Raw genomic sequence first — 21,082 nt, forward strand, 5'->3', positions numbered from 1 at the left:
AGGTAAGCAATATGGTTCAGTTTTCTTTACCAAAAAATTCTAAAGTTAATAAAAAGGGCAAGGTTTATCCTACTCCTACTGGAGCAAAAAATATTAGAAGATTTCAAATTTATCGTTGGTCTGCTGATGATGATAAAAATCCAAGAATAGACACATTTTTTATCGATATGGATAATTGTGGCCCTATGGTACTTGATGCATTAATAAAAATAAAGGATGAAATAGATTCAACCTTAACTTTTAGACGCTCTTGCAGAGAAGGAATATGCGGATCTTGTGCAATGAATATTGATGGTACCAACACTCTTGCATGCACTAAATCTATACATGATATAAAAGGTGAAGTAAAAATATATCCACTACCTCATATGTATATAGTAAAGGATCTAGTTCCAGATCTAAGCCAATTTTATGAGCAATACAAATCGATTAAACCTTGGTTACAAACAGATAAATCTGCCTTACAAAATAAAGAATACTTTCAATCTCCTGAAGATAGAAAAAAATTGGATGGTCTGTCTGATTGTATACTATGTGCTTGCTGTTCGACTGGTTGCCCAAGCTATTGGTGGAATGGTGATAAATTTTTAGGGCCAGCGGTATTACTGCAAGCTTATAGATGGATTGCTGACAGTCGTGATAATAAGAAAGAAGAAAGACTTGCTTCTTTAAACGACCCATTTAAGTTGTATCGTTGTCATACAATAATGAATTGTACAAAAACCTGCCCGAAAGGGCTTAACCCAGCAAAAGCGATAGCGAAAGTAAAACAGCTTATGGTAGAGAGAGAAGGAATTTGAGTGTTATTTCTGGCACTCTTCGTAAGAAAATAGTAGACCCTCTGAAGCATAGGGTATTGTTAATACTCTAAACGTTCTTCCATTCATGAAATGTATTGTTTCACCATATGATTCCAGTAATCTTTTAAACAACTCATGTCTTTGATTATTAATAGTTTGAAAATCCTTTTTTCCTAAAAGCTTTTTAGATTCAAATAGGTGAAGCATAATCTCGTGATAAGTTGGATAAGACTCCAAAAATTTTGGATCAAACTGAAAAGTTTTTATAAAAGCATTATTATAAAATTTTAGCTTTTGATTCTTACTATATATCGCTACAGCAATCGATAGCTTCTCAAGCAAACTTTCTTGTGCAGCTAAACAATTGCTTAGCTCAGTATGTAATTTTTTTTCATCACTAATATCTTTTCCATACATTACTATGCTATTAGAATTTTGCATTGGAACTTCAACAAAATTAAAAACCTTAGGTTCGTTCTTGTAAGTTATTACACACTCTCCTGGTTTTACGTTATAGGAGCCACTTGCAACAGTAAATTTTTTAGAGCTGCCTATATATTTATCATAAAATAAGTTATAAAACCTTACTTTTTTATTCTTATTGTACTTCAGTATTGGAAATGGTAAAGAGTCAAAAATTTTTTTATAGTTCTCCAATTCTCGCATAAGCTTACTATTTTCTAACTCAAGTTCATTAGCTTTTATCTTATAATCGGAGATATTCCTTATCCATAACAACACACCAATCACATTATTAGAATAATCTATTATGCTTTTACCATAACATGTGCAATAAACCTCACTGTCTTTTGACTTTAAATCTAGAGTAAAAGATTTATTTATTTCCTTTGCCTCAGCAAAACTTTTAATTAAGCTTTCTGATTGCTCAAAAAAATTTACAAACTCATTAAATGAATAAAAAACAGTATTAAGCAAAATTAGTAAATTGGGAGAAAATTTTTCTATACGTTTTTTTGCGTCCCAAATATAAAATCCATCATTCACAGTATCTATTAAATTATTTATGATAACATTTTGATGTTGTAAGTCCTTAATTTTATTACTAATTTTTAATTTAGAATATGAGAAAAAGAAGAATACTAGAATTAGTAGTAAAACTATTTCATACAAAAAAAACATAGTATTCTAAAACAAATATAAAAATTTGTAACCTCTCAGCAAAGAGATTGTACTGAAGAGGTATATAAGTGAAGATTGCCCAATACCCTAAAGCCTAATCTCTTATAAAGGTTTACAGAAGGTTTCATGCAATGTGCTACTATGTATTTGCACTCAAATTGCCTAGCTATCTTTATTCTTTCTAGAACCATTTGAGTTCCTATTCCACGACCCCTGTAAATTGGTAAAACTCCATCGCTATAAAAACCAGCTATGCTGTCTTGAATATAAAGACCGCATGTTCCAACAATTTCGTTATTTAGCATTACAAGAAAAAATCTTAACCTTGAGCTCTTATCATCATAATTCGATAATTGGCGAAAAAATGTGCTAACAATACTAATTCTATGATAAAAAATTTTAGAAGTGTGTAAATCTAATTGCTCTAAGAGCTCACTACTATTTACAACATTGAACTTCAAATTTGGAACAGCATCATCAGGCAAAAAATAATCTTTTATATTGAGTAAAACTTTTTTTGGTGCGTTAACGTGTTTTATTTCGCATTTTTCTAAAATATCCCCTATTTTTATACGTGGACTTATTATCCATGTTGCTTCTATATTTCGTGCTTTGAGATAATCTAGAGTTCTGCATATGGAAAGCTCAGTACATTGATCTTCACAAAACACAAAATTAAATAACGATTCTCTGGTACCATTTACTGTAAATATAACATTATCAAATTCGTCATGTATTTCCCACTTGGACAAATTCGTTGCATAAAGTATATAATCCTTTAGGTTCTGAATAATTAAGCTTGAATAACAAATTTTTTTATTCTGCATAAATCAACAATAAACAATAAAAGGCTCCTATAAAAACAAAGGCTAAAATTGCAGCTACAACATCATCTAGCATAATACCTAAAGGACCTTTTGTATTTTTATCAATCAAATTTATAGGCCACACTTTTATTATATCAAAAAACCTAAAGGAGAAAAAGCACACCAACAATACAGAGCTATTCATTTCTTGTTCTAATAATATTGAAACTAGAAGTACTGTCAGCAATTGACCAACTACTTCATCAATTACTACCTCTTTTGGATCATGCGGAGCTTTGTAATGTTGTATATAATTGCCTGTAGACCATAATCCAACTAAGAATAAAAAAAAAATAATTGCTGTACCTAAAATTCTGTCATTGAGTAATATAGGAACAATTGGGTAAGCAGCCAAGCTGCCTATAGTACCTGGCATGTGTTTTACCGTGCCAGATAGCCACCATGTTGATATTAATTTATATAAAAATTTCACAATATACCGAAATATAAAACTAATTTACAAGAACAGAAATAGTATCTTCTATAGAAGTATTTTCATATAGCAATCTATAGATCGCTTCACATATGGGCATTTTTATCTTTAGCTTTTCTGCTAAATCAAATGCAGACTTAGCAGTGTTAAAACCTTCAATTACCGACTTACCTTCTGATAAAATCTGCTGAGCACTAGAACCATTACTATTAGCTACTTTAGATCCAAAAGATAGATTTCTTGAATTTAATGATGTGCATGTCACAACCAAATCGCCTAAGCATGCTGGTCCAAGTAGTGTATTTATATCTACATTGCCGTCACCAACTTTTGCTGAGTATAAAGCCTTAATTTCACTCATACTTTTCGTAATTAATGCTGCATGAGCATTAAACCCAAACCTACCTAGAACAACCCCACATGCTATAGCAAAAACATTCTTTAACGCTGCACAAACCTGTATTCCTATAACATCGCTACTAAGGTACAATTTAATATTTTCTTGCTGTAGCTCTGATACTAATTTTAAACCTAATACTTCATTTTGACATGCAAGAACCATCGAATATGGTAATTTTCTTGCAACTTCTATAGCAAAGCTAGGACCAGAAAAAACAGCAAGAGGATTATTAGGTAAAACTTCATTGACTACTTCACTAGGTAATTTTAATGTAGATTTTTCTATTCCCTTACAAGCCAAAATTATTGCTACATTTTTTTTTAGGTTACAATCATTCAATTGATGACATATCTCCCTTAGAGACTGAGTGGGAACAGCTAGAATTATTACTGAAGCATTCACTGCATCTTCAATAGCTAATTTTACTGATACATTATCAGAAATTGGACAATCAGGTAGCTTGTCACTTTCTCTTTTCTCTTTAATTGATTCAAATATGGCCTTATTGCGAGTCCACAAAATTACATTTTTCTTACCACTTAATGAAATCGCAATTGCTGTACCCCATGCGCCAGCACCTAAAACTGATATTACCACTCAATATTCCTGAAAGTATTACTTATAATTTAAAACTGTAGAATAAGTAAATTAAAAATATAACATAAAAGTATAAAATAGTTTAAATATCTATTAACCTAAGTATTCTTTTAATAAAAATAGCTTCTATTCAATATTTACTAAAAATAGTATTATTATAGTATATCTATTGTATTTTAGATCTATTTGTATAATTTTGGAACGACACATTAACTATTAATTAATAAGTGTAATTTCTATTATTCATTAATAAAAATTTGATTTGTTACTTTCCTTGGTTATATATATTACTAAAATTATAAATTATTTATGGGGTGTAAAATATGCGTATATTATTAATTGAAGATGATCAAGTAAGTGCAAGGACTGTAGTTAATGCCTTAACTTCTGATGGACATTTTTGCGACGTTGTTACTTCTGCACAAGATTATAACAATAATATGGTTTCCTCGGGTGGAGACTGTTACGATCTAGTTATTCTAGATATACACCTGCCTGGTGATATTGATGGATATGATATACTGTTAAGATTAAGAAGTGCAAAAATCAAAGTTCCTGTTTTAATACTTTCGTGTATCTCCGCTGCCAACCATAAAGCTAAAGGACTTGGGTATGGTGCCGACGATTACTTAACCAAGCCATTTCACAAGAGCGAATTATTAGCTCGAATTAAGGCCATAGTACGACGTACTAAAGGCCATCCCGAATCAGTGATAAAGATTGGTAATATGAATATCAATTTTGATCACAGGATTGTTGAGGTAAAAGGCAAAACAGTTCACCTTACTAACAAAGAGTATTCCATGATAGAATTGCTGGCATTGCGTAAAGGAGCAGTGTTGACAAAAGAAATGTTTTTAAACCATCTTTACAATGGCTTGGACGAACCTTCAGACAACAAAATAGTTGATGTTTTTATGTGTAAATTACGTAAAAAACTTGAAAGTGCAAATGACGGAATAAGCCACATAGAAACCGTTTGGGGTAGAGGATATGTTCTAAAAGAGTATGTTGACGATGAAGAATACTCTAGTGTTAATATAAGCGAAAGCAGTAGTGACTATCAAGCAGAACAAGTCAAGGACAGCGCATGAAATGCTTTATTTACTTGTTGATTGAAGAAGCGAAAAGGTAGATTTAGTAAGATAAAAACTAATCCTAAAAGTGAGGTAACGTGGTCAGTCTTTTAGAACTTTACAAAGATTTGCAACAAAAGATAGAAAAGTTGGAAGCGGAGCTAAAAAGTTATAGGTAAGAAAGTAAGGCTTTAGAGATAGAGAATGACTAGTTAAAGGAAAAGCTCGGTTAAAATTCAAGCTTTGTTAAGTTCAAAAGGAAATAAAATAAAGAGATAAGCCAAGAAGTAAAAGGAATATAGGTGGTCAAATTGAGCGTACAGGGTATGGCTGACATTCATGCATTGCCTAGGTGAAATATAAGCCGAGTTCTGTTTATGTAGCTATTTATCTGGAGTAAATGTTACCATTTACTTCGTGCGATTTACCCGAGTAGATATGAGAAAAACATAAAATCTACTTCTATTTAATCTTGCTCCTAGTGTTGGTTACTTGACTACCAATGTTGCCATTGTTATGGTGTGCTCTTACCACACCTTTTCACCCTTACCTAATAATATTTAGGCGGTAATTTTCTGTAGCCCTATAACTGGAGTTACCTCCGGCGGGCGTTACCCGTCACTACCTTTTCTTGGAGCTCGGACTTTCCTCTGCTGTGTTTATCACACAACAGCAGCTACTTATTGCACCTAGGAATTATACTTTAACATTAAAATCATAAAAGCAAAAGAAAATTTCCTAACAGTCTACATACTAAAAACATTCAGACAAATAGCTAAAGGTGATATTCCGGTACATCATCGCTATCCCAAGATAAGCTTTTTTCACTTTTAGACTCTAGCTCAGTCAGTCAAGATCCTGGTCCACCGCTTGAAGACGATGAGCTACTTCTTGACCGACTACTACTCTCCACCGATATACTGTTTAGCACTGTTTCAGATTGATCCATAGTTCGCATAGATATATGTCTCATTCTGTTATTAGCGATAAAAATTTCTTCATCGCTATTGCCACTTGAAGATGATCGCCTTCTATCATTGAAATTAGTTAGTTCTAACACAGGGGCAGAATTACGACCCTTAACATATTTGTATGTTATGAATCCTATAATTCCAGCAATACTTATTATCGCTCCAACCAAAGACCCACCTATCATTCCTGCCCTATTAGACTCTATAGCAAGCTGAGCGGGCTGTGGTGAAGGAGTAGTTTGAGGAAGTAAAGTTGTAGTGAACAAAGGAGTTGTTACCTTTGTTCCAGTATTTGATATAGTGGACACTGTTTGTATAGTTGCCTCTGAGTTTGTTGTTGTCACATTAGTTGGCATTGTAGTAATCATAGTCGCTTGTGAGGTCGCAATAGTTTCAGCTACTGTTGTTGGTTCTGATGACGTACATACTGTAATTGCTATTGAATGATGGAGAGACATACTCCATTATTTTAGCACGAAGTAACAAATTCAATGAATTAGTTCTTCAAGAATAATTTAAACTTTTACAGTAGGAGTAGTCTCATGAAACATTATAGCGGGTTAGATGTCTCACTCAAAGAAACTTTTATTAGTATCATTGATGAGAAAGGAAAAATTGTTAAAGAAGGGGTTGTTGCAAGTGAAAGCAGTGCAATAGCTGAGTTTCTGCTTGGTCAAAACAAAAAATACGAGTCCATAGGAATAGAAAGCGGGCAATTATCAATATCGATGTGCAAAGAGTTGAGGAATCTTGGATTACCAGTAACTTGTGTAGATGCAAGGCATATGGCAGCAGCATTATCTGCGAGAATCAATAAGAATGATAAAAATGATGCAAGAGGCATAGCACAAATGATGAGAGTTGGGCTATTTAAGGAGGTATTAGTAAAATCAGACGAAGCTTGTCAGGTTAAAATAATACTTGGAAGCAGAAGACAATTAATACGTTGCAGAGAGCAAATTGCGGGAACAATAAGGGGATTACTGAAAATATACGGGATAAAAGTTAATCAACGTCTTAGTTCTGCAAACTTTGCTTTAAAAGTGCAAGAAATGGTTAATAATCTAGATGAAATTAGCCAAACCTCAATTGAATCATTAGTACATAGTTTAGAAATAATAGAAGAATCAATAAGAAAACTTGATAAAATGCTCTCAGAACAAAGCAAAAAAGATGAGGATTGTAAATTATTAACTACTGTTCCAGGAGTTGGTATTATAGTAGCAATGACATATAAAGCTGCAATAGATGATCTGCATAGGTTTGAAACATCTTATACAGTTGGAGCCTATATGGGATTAAGTCCAAGACAGTACGCTTCTGGTGAGATTGATCGACACGGAAGTATATCAAAAATGGGACCAGTGGACTGTAGGAATATGTTATATGAAGCCGCGCAGGTCTTACTGGTAAAATGTAAAAGGACATTTAAATTAAGAAGCTGGGGATTGAAGCTTAAAAAGAAAAAGGGCATGAAAAAAGCAATTGTTGCAGTAGCAAGAAAATTAGCCGTGATTATGCATAAGATGCTAATCGATAGAAAAGAGTTTTGCTATCAATAAACACTAAAGAAGTATAAAACAATAATTTTACTGAAAGTAAAGATAGCAATGCCGATGGAAGGGATAAGCAAGAGGATAAGTTGAAGCATAGACTTCGTGGCGTACATGTTGCCGTCCACTTCCGCCTAACAAGTATAGTGCGGCTTGGCTACAATATGAATTAGCCATATTAGACCGCGGAGAGAACAATGGAAGCATGCTACTTTTAACTTATGTAAAATCATTAAGACTATAGAGGAAAAGAATGATACCTTAGTTTTTATAAGCTTAATGAATATGTGGATAAATACTTTAAGTTTGTGTGGACGTATTTATCCACATATTCATTGGCTACATAGTTTAAAAGAGATTAATTGGAAATTAGTGTTGATGTTTTTATTGCCAATAAAACCTCTTTTGATTGAATAAGATAATACAATAATAAATAAAAGGTTGTATTAGAGCTGAATTTTACATCAAAAAATATTTTTCATGATACAAAAAATTATTGTTGACTTTTATGCAATTAGAGAACTTATTTGTAGTCAAGTTCCAGTGTCAAGCGCTGGGATGACACCCCTTCCTGCTGGAAGTTGCCTTTAAATTACTTGGTGCGTGACACTGGGATCTCATTTATATTACATAATTCCATCAAAACAATTCGATCTTCAAAAACAATTTAATCTTGCTTGAATAAAACATGGCCAAAATAGTCCATGTTTTCAAGTACTTTTCCGCTACCCAGGGCAACACAACAAAGTGGATCATCTGCAACACGAACTGGTAATTTTGTTGTTTCACTAATAACTTTACTCAAGTTGCGCAATAACCCACCTCCACCAGATAAAATTATTCCTCTATCAACTATATCAGAAGAAAGTTCGGGTGGAGTACTCTCCAGTGCAGTTCTAATAGCAGAAATTATCTGATGTACAGGCTCTATTAGGCTCTCTGCAACTTGATATTCTGATAAAAGCATTTCTTTTGGCATACCACTCACTAAATCCCTGCCTTTAATTATCATTCCCTCTTTGTTGTTTTCAACTGGCAGACTGGCTGAACCGACGTTTTTCTTAATTTTTTCAGCAGTTGTTTCGCCAATCAATAACTTATGATTTTCACGAATGTATGACTTTATTGCCTCATCCATAATATCACCACCTACTCTGGCAGAACGTGAATAAACAATTCCACCTAAAGAAATAATTGCAACTTCAGTTGTACCACCTCCTATGTCAACAATCATAGAACCTTCAGGTTCGGTAACTGGAAGTCCAGCCCCAATTGCTGCAGCCATTGGTTCTTCAATTAAGAATACTTCATTTGCACCAGCACTTTCTGCTGCATCTTGTATAGCACGCCTTTCAACTGGGGTAGATCCAGATGGAACACATATGATAATATTAGGCTTATTAACAGTGAATCTTGTGTTTGCGCTGCGTATGAAATATTTTAACATTTCTTCCGCGCTTTTAAAATCAGCAATAACTCCGTCTTTCAAGGGCCTTATCGCTTCTATTTCTCCAGGTGTTTTTCCGAGCATCATCTTAGCTTTTTTGCCAAAAGCATAAGGAACGTAACTTCCTTTTTCTTTTACTCTTGCTACAACTGAGGGTTCATCAAGCACTATCCCCTGACTTTTCTGATAAACTAAAGTATTTGCAGTACCAAGATCTATAGCAATATCGCTAGCAAATAAACCTTTGAAAGTAAAAAAATTTCTGATTAAATTCTGAACAAAACTCATACACAACTCAAGAAAACCATTTATTGAGACAAATTATACTTTTCAGATAAGTAACTAGTGTAGCACTCAATATCTAAATCCCTACCTGTTACCTTTTTTAGCTGTTCCAAAAAGCCATAATTTGCACTATATACATTTTTAGAGAACCAATCGATAAGTAAACTGAAATCTCCTTTTACTATAGAATCTAAAAATTCGTAATGATTTTTCTTAATGAAAGAAAAAAACTGCACAGCAGCGATTAACGCTATGACTTTAATAGGAAAGTAGCCTATAACACCACTTATCCAATACTCATCTTGAAAATAAGTGTCTAGCTCATTTTTAGCTTTTACTGAAATCTTGTAATGCTTCATACCTTCCAGCCATTTATCGTGTAGATCTTTAACTTCTAACGTACCATTTATTAGATCTTGTTCTAATTTAGTTCTTAGCATAATGTGAGCCAATAAACTAAATTCATCCGCATTCTTCAAAAAAGATGAAAGATTTACTTTATTGAAAATCAAATACAAATTTTCAACACTACTATTAATTTTGCCTTTTGTAGAAAGTTTCTCCTTTATGTGTGGTTGAATGAACTCAATAAATTCTCTCGATGTTCCAATGATCTTTTCCATGAATAACCCTTGAGTTTCATACATAATATGTTTTGTAATTGAGCTCTTTATAGAATTTTGCGCTAAACATTTTTGATGAATTGCATAACCAGTATGCCGTAAAAGTAAAAATAAACCATAACAAAGGTCAGATTCATCATAATCGATAGAATCGTAATAAGAAATGGAAATCTCATTTGGTGTAACACTCATTTGCTGTAAGAATAAGGAACCAAGTTCAATCTGTCTCTGAACCGTAACTTTTTGTATATTAGTAACCTTATCCTTCTTCTGCTTTTGAGTTACTTTCTCTACATTTTCACTAAAAAATTTACCTAGCTTAGGAAATATTTCCTTTATGTTCTTTTCTGTGATATTAGAGTCATAGTCAGCAAGCAATGACTCATAGTTTGAGCGCTTTAATTGCTGCGATTTTATAGAAGCTGCTTCACGAGTAAGCTTAATTAGGTTAGTAAAGCATTCTTTCAGCTTTTCTAAGTTACTAATTTCAGAATTAGTTAGCCTCCATAAGTTTTGGCATTCAATCTTAGCTTTGGACAAAGATTTTACTAAATCAACAGGAATAGCACTGCTGCTTTTGTGTATCCCCTCTATTAACTTTAGCTGCTGAATATTAGCACTCTTTTTATTCCTAAGAGCATTCGCTAATGATTCCTTTATTGCATCATGAGAGATAATTTCATGTCTGATTTCCTCTAGAAGACACATTTGTTCAACTTTGTCCTCTACATTCAATTGGCTTTTGCTTAGTAGTTTTAGTGTGTTTTCGATATTCCTTACCTTATGTAATACTTCCTCTAAAAACTTATAAGATTCCATTTTTATCATTGCTTTGAAACATCTGCTTAATATCGTAATAGATTAATAATAAAGTTAAAAGTATATTTGCTTAAAGTACAATAAAAAATTGTATTTTATTCTTTTATTGTACCTCATTGCTAAGAACTGAGCATCTTATCAGAAAATTAATTATAAGATTGTAAAGAAAACATTTAGTATTTTATTTCCCTTGACTCTATTCTAGTATAGAGGGATTATTAGTACTAAAATTAAAATTACGCACTATATTTTAAATTTATGGAGGTTTAGTGATGTGGAGTAGACTGATTATAATGTGTTGTTTTTGTTTACTGCTTACTGGTGTAAGTTCTTGCCCTAAAAAAGGAGTAAATACGACAAATAAAATGAATGCTGTTGTTAAGCAGATAGGTGATAAAAGAGTTTTCTTTGGTTATGATGAATCTAGTATCGGTGAAGTGAGTGCAGATGCATTACTTGACGTGATGGAAGTGTTACAAAATAATCCTGACGCAAAGGTCACTTTAACTGGTCATACTGACAATCGTGGTTCTCACGAGTATAATCTTGCACTAGGAGCTAGAAGAGCAGATGCAGCTAAAAAATTTATGGTCAGCTGTACACCTTATCTAGAAAATAGAATAAAAACTGCTTCTAAAGGTGAAACTGAGCCTTTGGTTAATGTAAAAGATGATTCTAGAAATTCCAAATATGAAAAAGAGCATGCTAAAAATCGTAGAGTGGAATTTTCATTTTCTGGAATAAAGAAGTAGTTTCTTGCATTAAAACCTGGATCCCAGTGTCAAGCACTGGGATGACAAAAGAGAGCAATTCCGCTGCTTGTTAGCGGGATCTATATATACCACAAATAAGTCGCTGTATGACGTAGAGACTATCTGGCCATCAAGAAACATAATGAAATTAGAGTTATTATTTCAAAATATAGCTAATAGCTTTGCTTTCCATAACCAAATCGCAGTTGCAGTATCAGGTGGTGTAGATAGTATAGTCTTACTGCATTTAATGACTAACTGGGCAAAAAAAAACAAGCTTTCACTTCCTATAGCATTAACAGTAAATCATGGGTTACGTTCAGAGTCTCAAAAAGAAGCTGATTTTGTTATAAGTTATGCAAAAGAACTTGGAGCAAAGGAATCGTTCATATTAAATTGGGAGAAGCAAAATATTAAAGGTAATATTCAGTTACAGGCACGAAAAGCACGATATAAGTTACTAGCAGAGTGGTGTAAAAACAATAATGTTAAATGTTTGCTCGTTGCTCATCACAAAGATGATCAAGCAGAAACGTTCTTATTAAGATTGGAGCGAGGTAGTGGCGTAGATGGATTATCATCAATGGATTACAAATCTTTCTTAAATGGTATTTATATATTTAGGCCGTTGTTAAATTTTAGTCGTAGTGAAATAGAAAAGCACGCTAATCTTCACCGGTTAAAATGGATCGAAGATAGAAGCAATTATGACTTAAAATACAGACGAACTTTATACCGTAACTTACTTAAAGCAAGTGATAATCAAGATGTTCTAACAGAGCGAATATGCCTTACAGCACTTCATATGAAAAGAGCTGCAAAAGCGTTGATGCACTACACACGCCTTGCATTTGATGATTGTGTTAATGTTCATGATTTTGGTTATATTGAAATTAAACTAAGTGAATTTTATCAATTGCCAGAGGAAATAGCCTTGAGGCTTCTTCTTTACTCTATAATGGCAATTGCCAGCAAACATTATAAACCAAGGTACAACAGCCTTATCGTAATATTTAATAAAATATTGCAAAAGGGTAGTAATGTTAACTGTACACTTTCTGGGTGCAAAATAAGAAAATATGGAGAAAATATCTTAATAATTAGAGAATCGTCAAAGATACAAGAAATTACTGTAAATTTGCCTATGTGCGAACCCATTACATGGGACAATAGATTTGGCTGTACAATACTTAGCAATCAGAAGTGTTCAGTAACTCTTGCTCCGCTAAAGAAAACACAAAAAATTCCTGAATTTCTAAAAGATTACAACTGCTGCCCTGAAGTTTTTTACTCTTTACCTGTAGTCCTAAAAGATGGAAAGATGTTTGCTTATCCATGTATGAAACATAATAGTAAGAGCACTAGTGATGGCGAGATTAAATATTTTATCGCTAGTATAATAAAGGAAAATTTGCTAAAGTTAACTAATATTTAATTAAGGGTTAGAATGAGTGGGACAAGATTTTTTAAATTTGTTTTATTATGTCTAACAATCGCTGCTTTTATTTATCTTATGTATGTTCTTTTTTTAAAAATTAAAGCTGCTGCGGCCACTATATCCTTCATGCCTATTATTATAACATCTGCTGTAGTGACATGTTCAGTAATATGCACTGCGGTTGTATTAGGTCTTGCTATTTGTTTTGCTATTTATTTAATGAAACCATCTAAAGTAATAGAAGGTGAGCAAGGTGAGCAAAAAGTAACACTTAATAATGTCATCTTATCAGATGAAATAAAAGAAGAGCTACGTATGATTTGTAATGATATATCACAAGAGAAGAAGGTAATGTTTGAAAAAGTTGGTTTTAAACCACCACAGGGTTACCTTTTATATGGTCCACCAGGAAATGGTAAAACACTTCTTGCTCGCGCTGTTGCAGGTGAAGCTAATATCTCATTTGAAAGTATTTCGGCCTCTGAGCTTGTTGGAGAGTATGTTGGTCAAGGTGTATATCATGTACGCAACTTTTTTAAAAGAGCAAAAAAGAATGCTCCTTGTATAATTTTTATAGATGAAATAGATTCCATAGGTGCAAAGCGCAATTCTATTGGTCATCACGTAAGTGAAAATTGCGCTAAAACTTTAAACCAACTATTGACCGAAATGGATGGTTTTAATTTTAACAAAGGTGTAATAGTAATTGCTGCAACTAATCGTCGTGAAGTTTTAGATGAAGCGCTTCTTAGAGCCTGTTCATAATCTTTTCAGGAGTAAAGCAGTAAAGGCTAGAACAACCATTTGCAGGCTAGTATTGAGTTTCCGCTCGCAATTTTTCCACAATCGCCTACATTTTTCCAACCAAGCAAAAGATCTCTCAACAACCCATCTTTTCGGCAATACAGCAAAGGTGTGTAATTCGCTGCGCTTTATCACTTCAACAGTTGCTCCAATAATATCTTTTATTTGAGTTGCAAATTTTTCTCCCGTATAACCCGCATCAACCAGTATATTTTGGACTTCAGAGAGGTTTTCTCTTGCATTTTCGATCATTTTTACAGCACTGCTACGGTCAGTTATTTCTGCTGTTGTGATATAAATTGCGTGTGGTAAACCTTCAGTATCAACTGCAATATGGCGTTTTATTCCTGAAATCTTTTTACCAGCGTCGTAGCCCTTATTTTGAGCAGTATCTGCATTTTTTACGCTCTGAGCATCAATTATACAGAAACTGGTTTTCTCTTTCTGACCATTGTTTTGTCGGACCACGCCAACTAATTTTTTTTAACACACATTCCAAAGTACTTTTTTTGTCTTCGCTTGGTTTTTCACTCCATTTTTTAAAGTAGTCGTAACAACTTCTCCATCTTGGGAATTCTTGTGGCAACATTCTCCACTGGCAGCCACTTTTTAAGACATACAATACTGCACAGAATACTTCATATAAATCAAGCTTTCTTGGCTTTGTCTTTCTTCTGCAGGACTCTAGATCTGGTAGAATAATCTTGAATTTTTCTCGACTTATGTCGCTTGGGTATAAACTTCTCATATATCCTAATCTATATTCACTATCTCTTAATTTATCCTTTTCTTGAGATCATGTACAGGTTCTTAGGCCTGGCCGTTTTTCTAAGCATATCTATATTTCCCTACCAGAATTGGGCTCACGAGAAAAGATATTAGATCTTTATATGAAGAATGTGCCAGTTGGATCAGATCTAAACCTTAAAGAAATTGCAGAAAAAACTGAAGGCTATTCAGGCGCTGAGTTATCTAATTTAGTAAATGAGGCCAAGCATAATGCCGTAAGGCGTACTCAAGAGCAAAAAATAGAAGAACCTGTTGTTAGCATGGGTGATTTTACAAAAGCACTTGAAGAGTTTAATAGTACACATAAAAAATTCAAGAATAGAAAAGCGAGCAATACAGGTAATAATGTAATAAGTGCATTACTACAACCTGCTGTAGAAAATTATATGCAGCAGCATCTTACCAGTACATAACACATATACTTATTGCAGTGAAAAACAACTTTTTAAATTTGTAATTATTTTTCTAAAGTTTACTACTCTTTTCCAACAGTGAAAAAATGGAAAGGTGGTTGCTTATCCTGATGTAAATTATAACGGAAAAATACTGTGATGATAAGGTTCGATGATTATTAATAGCACGATAAAACAAAATTTGGTAAGCTTGATTAGTGTTTAGTTAGAAATGTAAATGAAAAAATTTTTAGAAGGCTTATTGATCTGGTTAGTGATTATTATTCTTATTTCAGTTGCTTATATTCAATTTAGCGGAAGTATAGGTAAGAGTAAAACAACCATACCTTTTTCAGAATTTTTAACTAGACTAGAAGATAATGATATAGAAAATGTTACAATAAGAAACCAAAGCATCGAAGGAAAGTTTAGGGATGGGTCAGCCTTTAACTCAAGTGGTGTTATATATAGTGACTTAATAAAAAGTTTGCATGATAGGAAAGTGAAGTTCTCCTTTTCAATTGGAGACTCTGCAATAGGTATAATTGGTGGATTACTTATTCAATGGGTTCCGACGCTTATCTTTATCGGTTTATTGCTTTTCCTTTTTAAACAAACGCAAGCAGGAGGTAATAGAACTATAAGCTTTGGCAAATCAAAAGCTAGGCTTATGACTACTGGAAAAAAAGTGACATTTGATGATGTTGCTGGGATTGATGAAGCAAAAGAAGAGTTGGTTGAAATTGTTGATTTTCTTAAACAAAGGCAAAAATTTCAAGTGTTAGGTGGGAAGATACCAAAAGGATGTCTTTTAATTGGTTCCCCTGGAACTGGTAAAACTCTACTTGCTCGTGCAATTGCAGGTGAAGCTAATGTACCGTTTTTTAGTATTTCTGGATCTGATTTCGTTGAAATGTTTGTCGGTGTTGGTGCAAGCCGTGTCCGGGATATGTTTGATCAAGGCAAGAAAAATGCTCCTTGTATAATTTTCATAGACGAAATAGATGCGGTGGGTAGGCATCGCGGCATCGGTCTTGGTGGCGGTAACGACGAAAGGGAACAAACATTAAACCAGTTACTGGTTGAGATGGATGGTTTCGAGTCTAATGAAGGTGTGATAATAGTTGCTGCAACTAACCGTCCAGACGTCCTAGATCCAGCACTACTTAGACCTGGTCGTTTTGACCGACAGATTACTATTTCTTTACCTGATATAAATGGGCGTGAGAGAATATTAAATACGCATATAAAGAAAATATCGATAGCACCAGATGTAAACGTAAAAACAGTTGCGAGGGGAACGCCAGGTTTTTCAGGGGCTGATCTAGCAAATTTAGTGAATGAGTCTGCGCTTATTGCTGCAAGAAGAAATAAGAAAATTGTTACCATGGATGATTTTGAGTATGCACGTGATAAAGTGATGATGGGCATGGAAAGAAGGTCCTTAGTCATTACAGAAGAAGAAAAAAAGCTTACTGCTTACCATGAAGCTGGTCATGCAGTAGTTGCAGTTAATATGCCTGCTTCTGATCCTATACACAAAGCAACAATTATTCCACGTGGTAGAGCACTTGGTTTAGTTATGAGACTACCAGAAACAGATAGAGTGTCCCTCACAAGAGAAAAGATGCTAGCAGATATAACTGTTGCAATGGGTGGACGTGTGGCAGAAGAGCTAATTTTTGGCTATGATAAAGTCACAAGCGGCGCATCTTCAGATATAAAACTAGCATCAGATTTATCACGTGCTATGGTGACAAAATGGGGAATGAGCGACAAAATAGGGCCAATATATCACAATCGTGAACAAATCACACATGATTCTGAGACAATTTCTGAAGATACGTTAAGACTTATAGATGAGGAAATAAAGAAAGTTGTATTTTCTTGCTATGAAAAAGCAAAAGACATTTTAACCAAGCGTAGGAAAGACTTGGAGCTCATTGCTGAAAATCTACTGGAGTTTGAAACTTTAACAGGAGATGAAATAAGAGACATATTAAGTGGAAAAAAAATTGTTAGAAATGAAAATGAAGGTAAAGAAGAGATAAGAAGATCCTCTCTCTAATAAGATCTGGCTTTATTTAACCGCTAAAACAAAAATTTTTAATTAATTAGCTTAAGTTATAAGATCATAGTTAAGCCGATGTATTTTATAAATGGACTTTTTTGAACATTCTTCCAATTTTTTTCTAAATAACTCTTTGCCTATTTAAATAAGTATGTTCAGTATTAGAGCTTTCCAGACCGCTACTAGGAGAAAGATTAGGTTCTTGACCTTTAAACATCTCTATTAGCTTTAATACAGGAGCAGTTCCTGCTACAATAGCTCCTATAACAGCAGTAGCACCCATGATGAGAAGAATCGGTTCTGCAGTGGTGATTACACAAAGCTCAATACATAAACCAGCAATGACCATACCAACCATTATACCAATGAAAGCACCTACAATTATGGATGAAACTACACCAATTAATTGTCCTATTTTTGAACTAAGTGGTACTTCTCTTTCACGTCTAACAAAATTTGGCCGCATTCGCCTTCCCGCTCTTCTTCGTTCTCTCATTATTGTATATTCATCCCTATTTTCGGAGAGATTTAGTGATACTTTACTTGGCTGCATTTGTTCTCCTGGTCTTCTTATATTTTCACTCCTGTTTCCAGAGAGATTCAATGACGCTTCTCTTTCTCTAACAAAATTTGGCCGCATTTGTTGTTCTCTTGCCCTTCTTCGTTCTCTCATTATTATGTTTTCCTCAAAGAAGTTTAGTGGTACTTCTCTTTCACCTCTAATTCTAACATGATTTAGCTGTGCTTGTTCTACTAACAACCTTATTATACTTTCTATTTCATTTAGCGTTGCTCTTCCTCCAATATCCTTAATTGCCTTCTCAAATTTTAATAGCGACTTGTTATTTAGTCTGACATTATTCTGAGAATCACAAACAATAACCCAATCTAAAATTGGCTTTTTTTGACCACCATACTCTATATAATCATTAATGTGTTCCTTTAGTTTTTTAATTATCTCTACTGCTCTTGTTTCCATAGCTTCTATGGCGCTATCTTCACTTTCTATGAGTATATTGAAAACAATTCCTAATAACTCCTGTTGTAAATCCTTTCCTTCTTTAATATTCATAATTAGCCTCAACTTTTATATGCTATTTTGCCAAAATAATTTTACCAAATAAGTAATATATATACAATAATTCTCGTTTAAAAATTTTTTTACATTGGCTTATCTCAGTTATGTTTTAGGATGTAAAAGCTTCTTACTTTAATAATTTATTAAAGTAAACCATATATGGATTGCTATTTAGGAGCAGCTGTTGTACTTTAATCAGAAGGTACAGTAATGTAAGAAGGAGGTACTTTATGTCTTTAAAAAATGAAATTTCTGAATTGATAGAGCAACAGCTTGGCATTAAATATCATGACAATTGCTTAGCTTACACTATCCATAATTCGGCTGCAGGTGAAATATCCGATTCTATTGCTCTTTGCATAGTTGGCTGTGGCGATTGTGAGATTAAGTATCAAGGTATTGCTAATTCATTTAACATAACGAAAGAAGAAATTAACCAAAGTAATATAGAAAGCATAAAAAATAAGATAGAAAGTGAAGCTAGAAAAGAAGGTAGTGAATTTTCCGAGTTGATTTCTAGAATGGATCAATCGCTGAAAGAACAAAGTGAAAAGTCTATTATACAGATTTTAAATTCATCTGCTGAAGAGATGTTAAGGAGTTTTTGTGGTAGTTCTATACAGAGAACAGAGGATAAAGAAGTTAGTCTGTCCTCTGCTTCACATGAAGAGCCTGCTACAGAAGATTCGGAAACTACTATTAATTCTGATCTTTTATCAATTTAACCAGCTCCTCATATAAATTTTTTCTGTACCCAAGCTATATGTTTGTGAGAGGATAGTAAGCACTACATTTTTCTATTTCCATTATAACAGATTCGTCTATTTTCATGATGATCTTACTATTTGTACTCTGTCTAGGACTAAGCAATAGAAATAGTAGGATAACAGTAGTCAACCAAGATTCCAGCATCACGTACTAGGATGATATAAGTATCATAATTTACGATTAGATTGACATAGGGTAAAGAGTAAATTAAAAGTTAAATAGATCTTTTAATACAGAATAAATGCCTATAGAAATATTGATGCCTGCTCTTTCCCCAACAATGAGTAAAACTGGAGGAAAAATTGTAAAGTGGTGTAAAAAAGAACAAGATAAAGTTGAAATAGGTGATGTAATCGCTGAAATTGAGACTGATAAAGCCATAATGGAGTTTGAATCTGTCGATGAAGGAGTTTTGGCAAAAATTTTAGTGTCGGAAGGAACAAGTGGCGTGCCTGTAAATCAACTGATAGCTCTAATGTTAGAGGAAGGGGAAGATAAAAGCGCACTTGATTTAGCTTCTGCCATCAATACCAAGGTTGAGAAGGAGGTTGAAGCCGATTTTTCAGTATCATCCAACCCTTCGATTTCATCTAGCTCTTTAATGTCATCCCAGTGCGTGACACTGGGATCTAAAAAAGAGGATAGAGCAACAGAAAATAGAATAAAAGTAAGCCCCTTAGCTAAAAAAATAGCTCAAAATGAAGGTGTTGATATAAAGCGATTAAAAGGTACAGGTCCATATGGTCGTATCATCAAAGCTGATGTATTAGAATTTTTAGATCAAACTAAAAGCTATGAGAGATTTGAGGAAAATACAACAGTTGAAGTAAGTAATATGCGCCAAGTGATAGCGCAGCGCCTAGTTGAATCTAAGCAAAATATTCCACACTTTTATTTAACTGTAGACTGCCACGTTGATAAGCTAATATCGCTCAAAAATGAGGTTAATTCAGCAAATGAGAACAATAAAGTAACAATTAATGACTTAATTATAAAAGCTGTGGCTTTCAGCATGAAAAAATTTCCTGATATAAACTCATCGTGGATAGATACTAAAATAGTAAGATACTCAAATATAGATATCTCAATTGCTGTAGCGCTTGAGGATGGACTGATTACTCCTATAGTAAAAAATGCTGATGAAAAAAGTGTTTTATCTATATCAAAAGAAGTGAAAGATTTAGTAAATAGAGCAAGATCTGGAAAATTAAGGCCTGAAGAATTTCAAGGAGGAGGGTTTACCATTTCTAATTTAGGCATGTTTGGTATAAAAACTTTCAGTGCTATAATCAATCCACCACAGTCTTGCATTATGGCTGTCGGCGCATCTAAAAAACAACCAGTTGTCATAAGTGAAAAAATAGAGATAGCAGAGGTAATGACAGTTACTCTCTCTGTTGACCACAGAGCAGTTGATGGAGCACTCGGAGCAAAATTTTTAAATGCCTTTAAGTACTATATAGAAAACCCTACGGTGATGCTTCTTGAGCCTTTATTATTATAATAAAATTAATACCTCTTAGTTTATACTTTTATTAGTTAATAGGTTTAGAGGTAAAATATGACTTATAAAAAGATAGAAAAACGTAGTATATCTTTTGATGCTACAAAATCAAAATTTTCAAACGATAGGTTTCAAATAGATTCCTCATCTAATGAGTCAATAGATACCATTGGTAAAAAATTTAAGTATGAAGTGAAACTTCCAGGTGTTATTCACACTACAACAAGAAAAAATAATGTTGGAAGCGGATTAAATGAGTTGGATCTAAGAAAGAAAAATGAAAACTCTTTCAAGACACCAATAAAGAATATTGTAAGTTGAAAATGTGATATAAAAGAGGATAAGAGGGAAAGATAGCCCTACTCACTATAGGAATAGGACTATCATGGGCGTGTGCGACCGGAAGAATATTGGTACTACAACCGTTTAAATCAAGGTACACTAGCCCATCTCTCGATACGTTTGAATAGTTGCTT

20 protein-coding genes, 1 other RNA gene and 1 pseudogene are annotated in these 21,082 nt (G+C 33.5%); 12 read left to right on the forward strand and 10 right to left on the reverse strand.

The features are described 5' to 3' along the window. The first annotated feature begins 11 nt into the window (after nt 1–11). Nucleotides 12–800: a succinate dehydrogenase iron-sulfur subunit gene (locus MJ631_RS07195; RefSeq protein WP_019236657.1), complete on the forward strand. Its 789-nt coding sequence runs from the start codon at nt 12–14 to the stop codon at nt 798–800. A 3-nt stretch (nt 801–803) separates the two neighbouring features. Here MJ631_RS07195 and MJ631_RS07200 read toward each other — a convergent pair whose 3' ends face one another. From MJ631_RS07200 to MJ631_RS07215, 4 genes are read right to left on the reverse strand one after another with little or no spacing between them, the layout of a single operon-like run. Next, on the reverse strand, nt 804–1,940 hold the full coding sequence (locus MJ631_RS07200; protein ID WP_052264787.1) for a hypothetical protein: 1,137 nt from the start codon (nt 1,938–1,940) through the stop codon (nt 804–806). Between the two features lie 35 nt (nt 1,941–1,975). Next, nucleotides 1,976–2,767, reverse strand: a complete 792-nt coding sequence (locus MJ631_RS07205; protein ID WP_262986302.1) for a GNAT family N-acetyltransferase — start codon at nt 2,765–2,767, stop codon at nt 1,976–1,978. After that, nucleotides 2,757–3,239 (reverse strand): phosphatidylglycerophosphatase A family protein, encoded by a 483-nt coding sequence (locus tag MJ631_RS07210; RefSeq protein ID WP_012481861.1) that lies wholly within the window; start codon nt 3,237–3,239, stop codon nt 2,757–2,759. The genes MJ631_RS07205 and MJ631_RS07210 overlap by 11 nt, the downstream gene beginning before the upstream one ends. A gap of 19 nt (nt 3,240–3,258) precedes the next feature. Then, complete coding sequence (locus MJ631_RS07215; protein ID WP_007302013.1) at nt 3,259–4,236, reverse strand: NAD(P)H-dependent glycerol-3-phosphate dehydrogenase; 978 nt, start codon at nt 4,234–4,236, stop codon at nt 3,259–3,261. A gap of 323 nt (nt 4,237–4,559) precedes the next feature. On the opposite strand from MJ631_RS07215, the gene MJ631_RS07220 reads away from it, so the two are divergent. Next, complete coding sequence (locus MJ631_RS07220; protein ID WP_007302014.1) at nt 4,560–5,330, forward strand: response regulator transcription factor; 771 nt, start codon at nt 4,560–4,562, stop codon at nt 5,328–5,330. A gap of 326 nt (nt 5,331–5,656) precedes the next feature. On the opposite strand, the gene rnpB is transcribed toward MJ631_RS07220, so the two are convergent. Together rnpB and MJ631_RS07230 are read right to left on the reverse strand one after the other, a co-directional pair. Continuing rightward, nucleotides 5,657–6,005: RNase P RNA component class A (gene rnpB / locus MJ631_RS07225), an RNA gene on the reverse strand. A gap of 157 nt (nt 6,006–6,162) precedes the next feature. Beyond that, entirely contained in the window at nt 6,163–6,741 is a 579-nt protein-coding gene (locus tag MJ631_RS07230) for a hypothetical protein (RefSeq protein WP_262986303.1), read from the reverse strand. 84 nt (nt 6,742–6,825) lie between these two features. Between MJ631_RS07230 and MJ631_RS07235 the strand changes: the two genes are divergently transcribed. Next, entirely contained in the window at nt 6,826–7,845 is a 1,020-nt protein-coding gene (locus tag MJ631_RS07235) for an IS110 family RNA-guided transposase (protein ID WP_214303242.1), read from the forward strand. Between the two features lie 658 nt (nt 7,846–8,503). Here the strand turns inward: MJ631_RS07235 and MJ631_RS07240 are convergent. Then, entirely contained in the window at nt 8,504–9,571 is a 1,068-nt protein-coding gene (locus MJ631_RS07240) for a rod shape-determining protein (RefSeq protein WP_064085834.1), read from the reverse strand. Nucleotides 9,572–9,591: 20 nt separating this feature from the next. Continuing rightward, on the reverse strand, nt 9,592–11,010 hold the full coding sequence (locus MJ631_RS07245) for a gluzincin family metallopeptidase (protein WP_214303181.1): 1,419 nt from the start codon (nt 11,008–11,010) through the stop codon (nt 9,592–9,594). A 272-nt stretch (nt 11,011–11,282) separates the two neighbouring features. Here MJ631_RS07245 and MJ631_RS07250 point away from each other — a divergent pair, with 272 nt between their 5' ends. The 3 genes from MJ631_RS07250 to MJ631_RS08095 all read left to right on the forward strand — a co-directional run bounded on the left by MJ631_RS07250 (nt 11,283) and on the right by MJ631_RS08095 (nt 13,965). Continuing rightward, nucleotides 11,283–11,762 (forward strand): OmpA family protein, encoded by a 480-nt coding sequence (locus tag MJ631_RS07250; protein ID WP_017532347.1) that lies wholly within the window; start codon nt 11,283–11,285, stop codon nt 11,760–11,762. A gap of 142 nt (nt 11,763–11,904) precedes the next feature. Further along, a complete protein-coding gene (tilS, locus tag MJ631_RS07255) occupies nt 11,905–13,197 on the forward strand; it encodes a tRNA lysidine(34) synthetase TilS (RefSeq protein WP_214303182.1) in 1,293 nt (430 codons plus the stop codon). A gap of 129 nt (nt 13,198–13,326) precedes the next feature. After that, on the forward strand, nt 13,327–13,965 hold the full coding sequence (locus MJ631_RS08095) for an AAA family ATPase (RefSeq protein WP_318032087.1): 639 nt from the start codon (nt 13,327–13,329) through the stop codon (nt 13,963–13,965). Here the strand turns inward: MJ631_RS08095 and MJ631_RS07265 are convergent. Then, nucleotides 13,960–14,752 (reverse strand): IS5 family transposase gene (locus MJ631_RS07265; protein WP_395460333.1). Its coding sequence is split into 2 segments (ribosomal slippage): nt 13,960–14,487 and nt 14,489–14,752, totalling 792 coding nucleotides; the frame shifts between segments, so codons are not numbered across the junction. The two genes, MJ631_RS08095 and MJ631_RS07265, sit on opposite strands and share 6 nt — an antisense overlap. Nucleotides 14,753–14,894: 142 nt before the next feature. Here MJ631_RS07265 and MJ631_RS07270 point away from each other — a divergent pair. The 3 genes and pseudogenes from MJ631_RS07270 (at nt 14,895) to ftsH (ending at nt 17,253) form a co-directional block, all read left to right on the forward strand. Then, complete coding sequence (locus tag MJ631_RS07270; RefSeq protein WP_262986304.1) at nt 14,895–15,206, forward strand: hypothetical protein; 312 nt, start codon at nt 14,895–14,897, stop codon at nt 15,204–15,206. A gap of 42 nt (nt 15,207–15,248) precedes the next feature. Beyond that, nucleotides 15,249–15,411 (forward strand): annotated as a pseudogene (locus tag MJ631_RS08175) (tRNA lysidine(34) synthetase TilS); the annotation flags it as partial. 12 nt (nt 15,412–15,423) lie between these two features. Then, the gene (gene ftsH / locus MJ631_RS07275) at nt 15,424–17,253 is read left to right on the forward strand and encodes an ATP-dependent zinc metalloprotease FtsH (protein ID WP_214303184.1); all 1,830 of its coding nucleotides are present in this window, start codon (nt 15,424–15,426) and stop codon (nt 17,251–17,253) included. 124 nt (nt 17,254–17,377) lie between these two features. Here ftsH and MJ631_RS07280 read toward each other — a convergent pair whose 3' ends face one another. Further along, the gene (locus MJ631_RS07280) at nt 17,378–18,328 is read right to left on the reverse strand and encodes a hypothetical protein (protein WP_214303185.1); all 951 of its coding nucleotides are present in this window, start codon (nt 18,326–18,328) and stop codon (nt 17,378–17,380) included. Nucleotides 18,329–18,564: 236 nt separating this feature from the next. Between MJ631_RS07280 and MJ631_RS07285 the strand changes: the two genes are divergently transcribed. The 3 genes from MJ631_RS07285 to MJ631_RS07295 all read left to right on the forward strand — a co-directional run bounded on the left by MJ631_RS07285 (nt 18,565) and on the right by MJ631_RS07295 (nt 20,927). Further along, on the forward strand, nt 18,565–19,059 hold the full coding sequence (locus tag MJ631_RS07285) for a WBM0748 family T4SS-associated protein (RefSeq protein ID WP_149168710.1): 495 nt from the start codon (nt 18,565–18,567) through the stop codon (nt 19,057–19,059). 284 nt (nt 19,060–19,343) lie between these two features. Next, nucleotides 19,344–20,606 carry a pyruvate dehydrogenase complex dihydrolipoamide acetyltransferase gene (locus tag MJ631_RS07290; RefSeq protein ID WP_007302203.1) on the forward strand — a complete coding sequence of 421 codons (1,263 nt, stop codon included), beginning with the start codon at nt 19,344–19,346 and terminating at the stop codon, nt 20,604–20,606. Nucleotides 20,607–20,663: 57 nt separating this feature from the next. Next, nucleotides 20,664–20,927 (forward strand): hypothetical protein, encoded by a 264-nt coding sequence (locus tag MJ631_RS07295; protein WP_262986305.1) that lies wholly within the window; start codon nt 20,664–20,666, stop codon nt 20,925–20,927. Nucleotides 20,928–21,082: the final 155 nt, after the last annotated feature.

The organism is Wolbachia endosymbiont of Oryzaephilus surinamensis, from assembly GCF_025617515.1.
GTDB lineage: Bacteria > Pseudomonadota > Alphaproteobacteria > Rickettsiales > Anaplasmataceae > Wolbachia.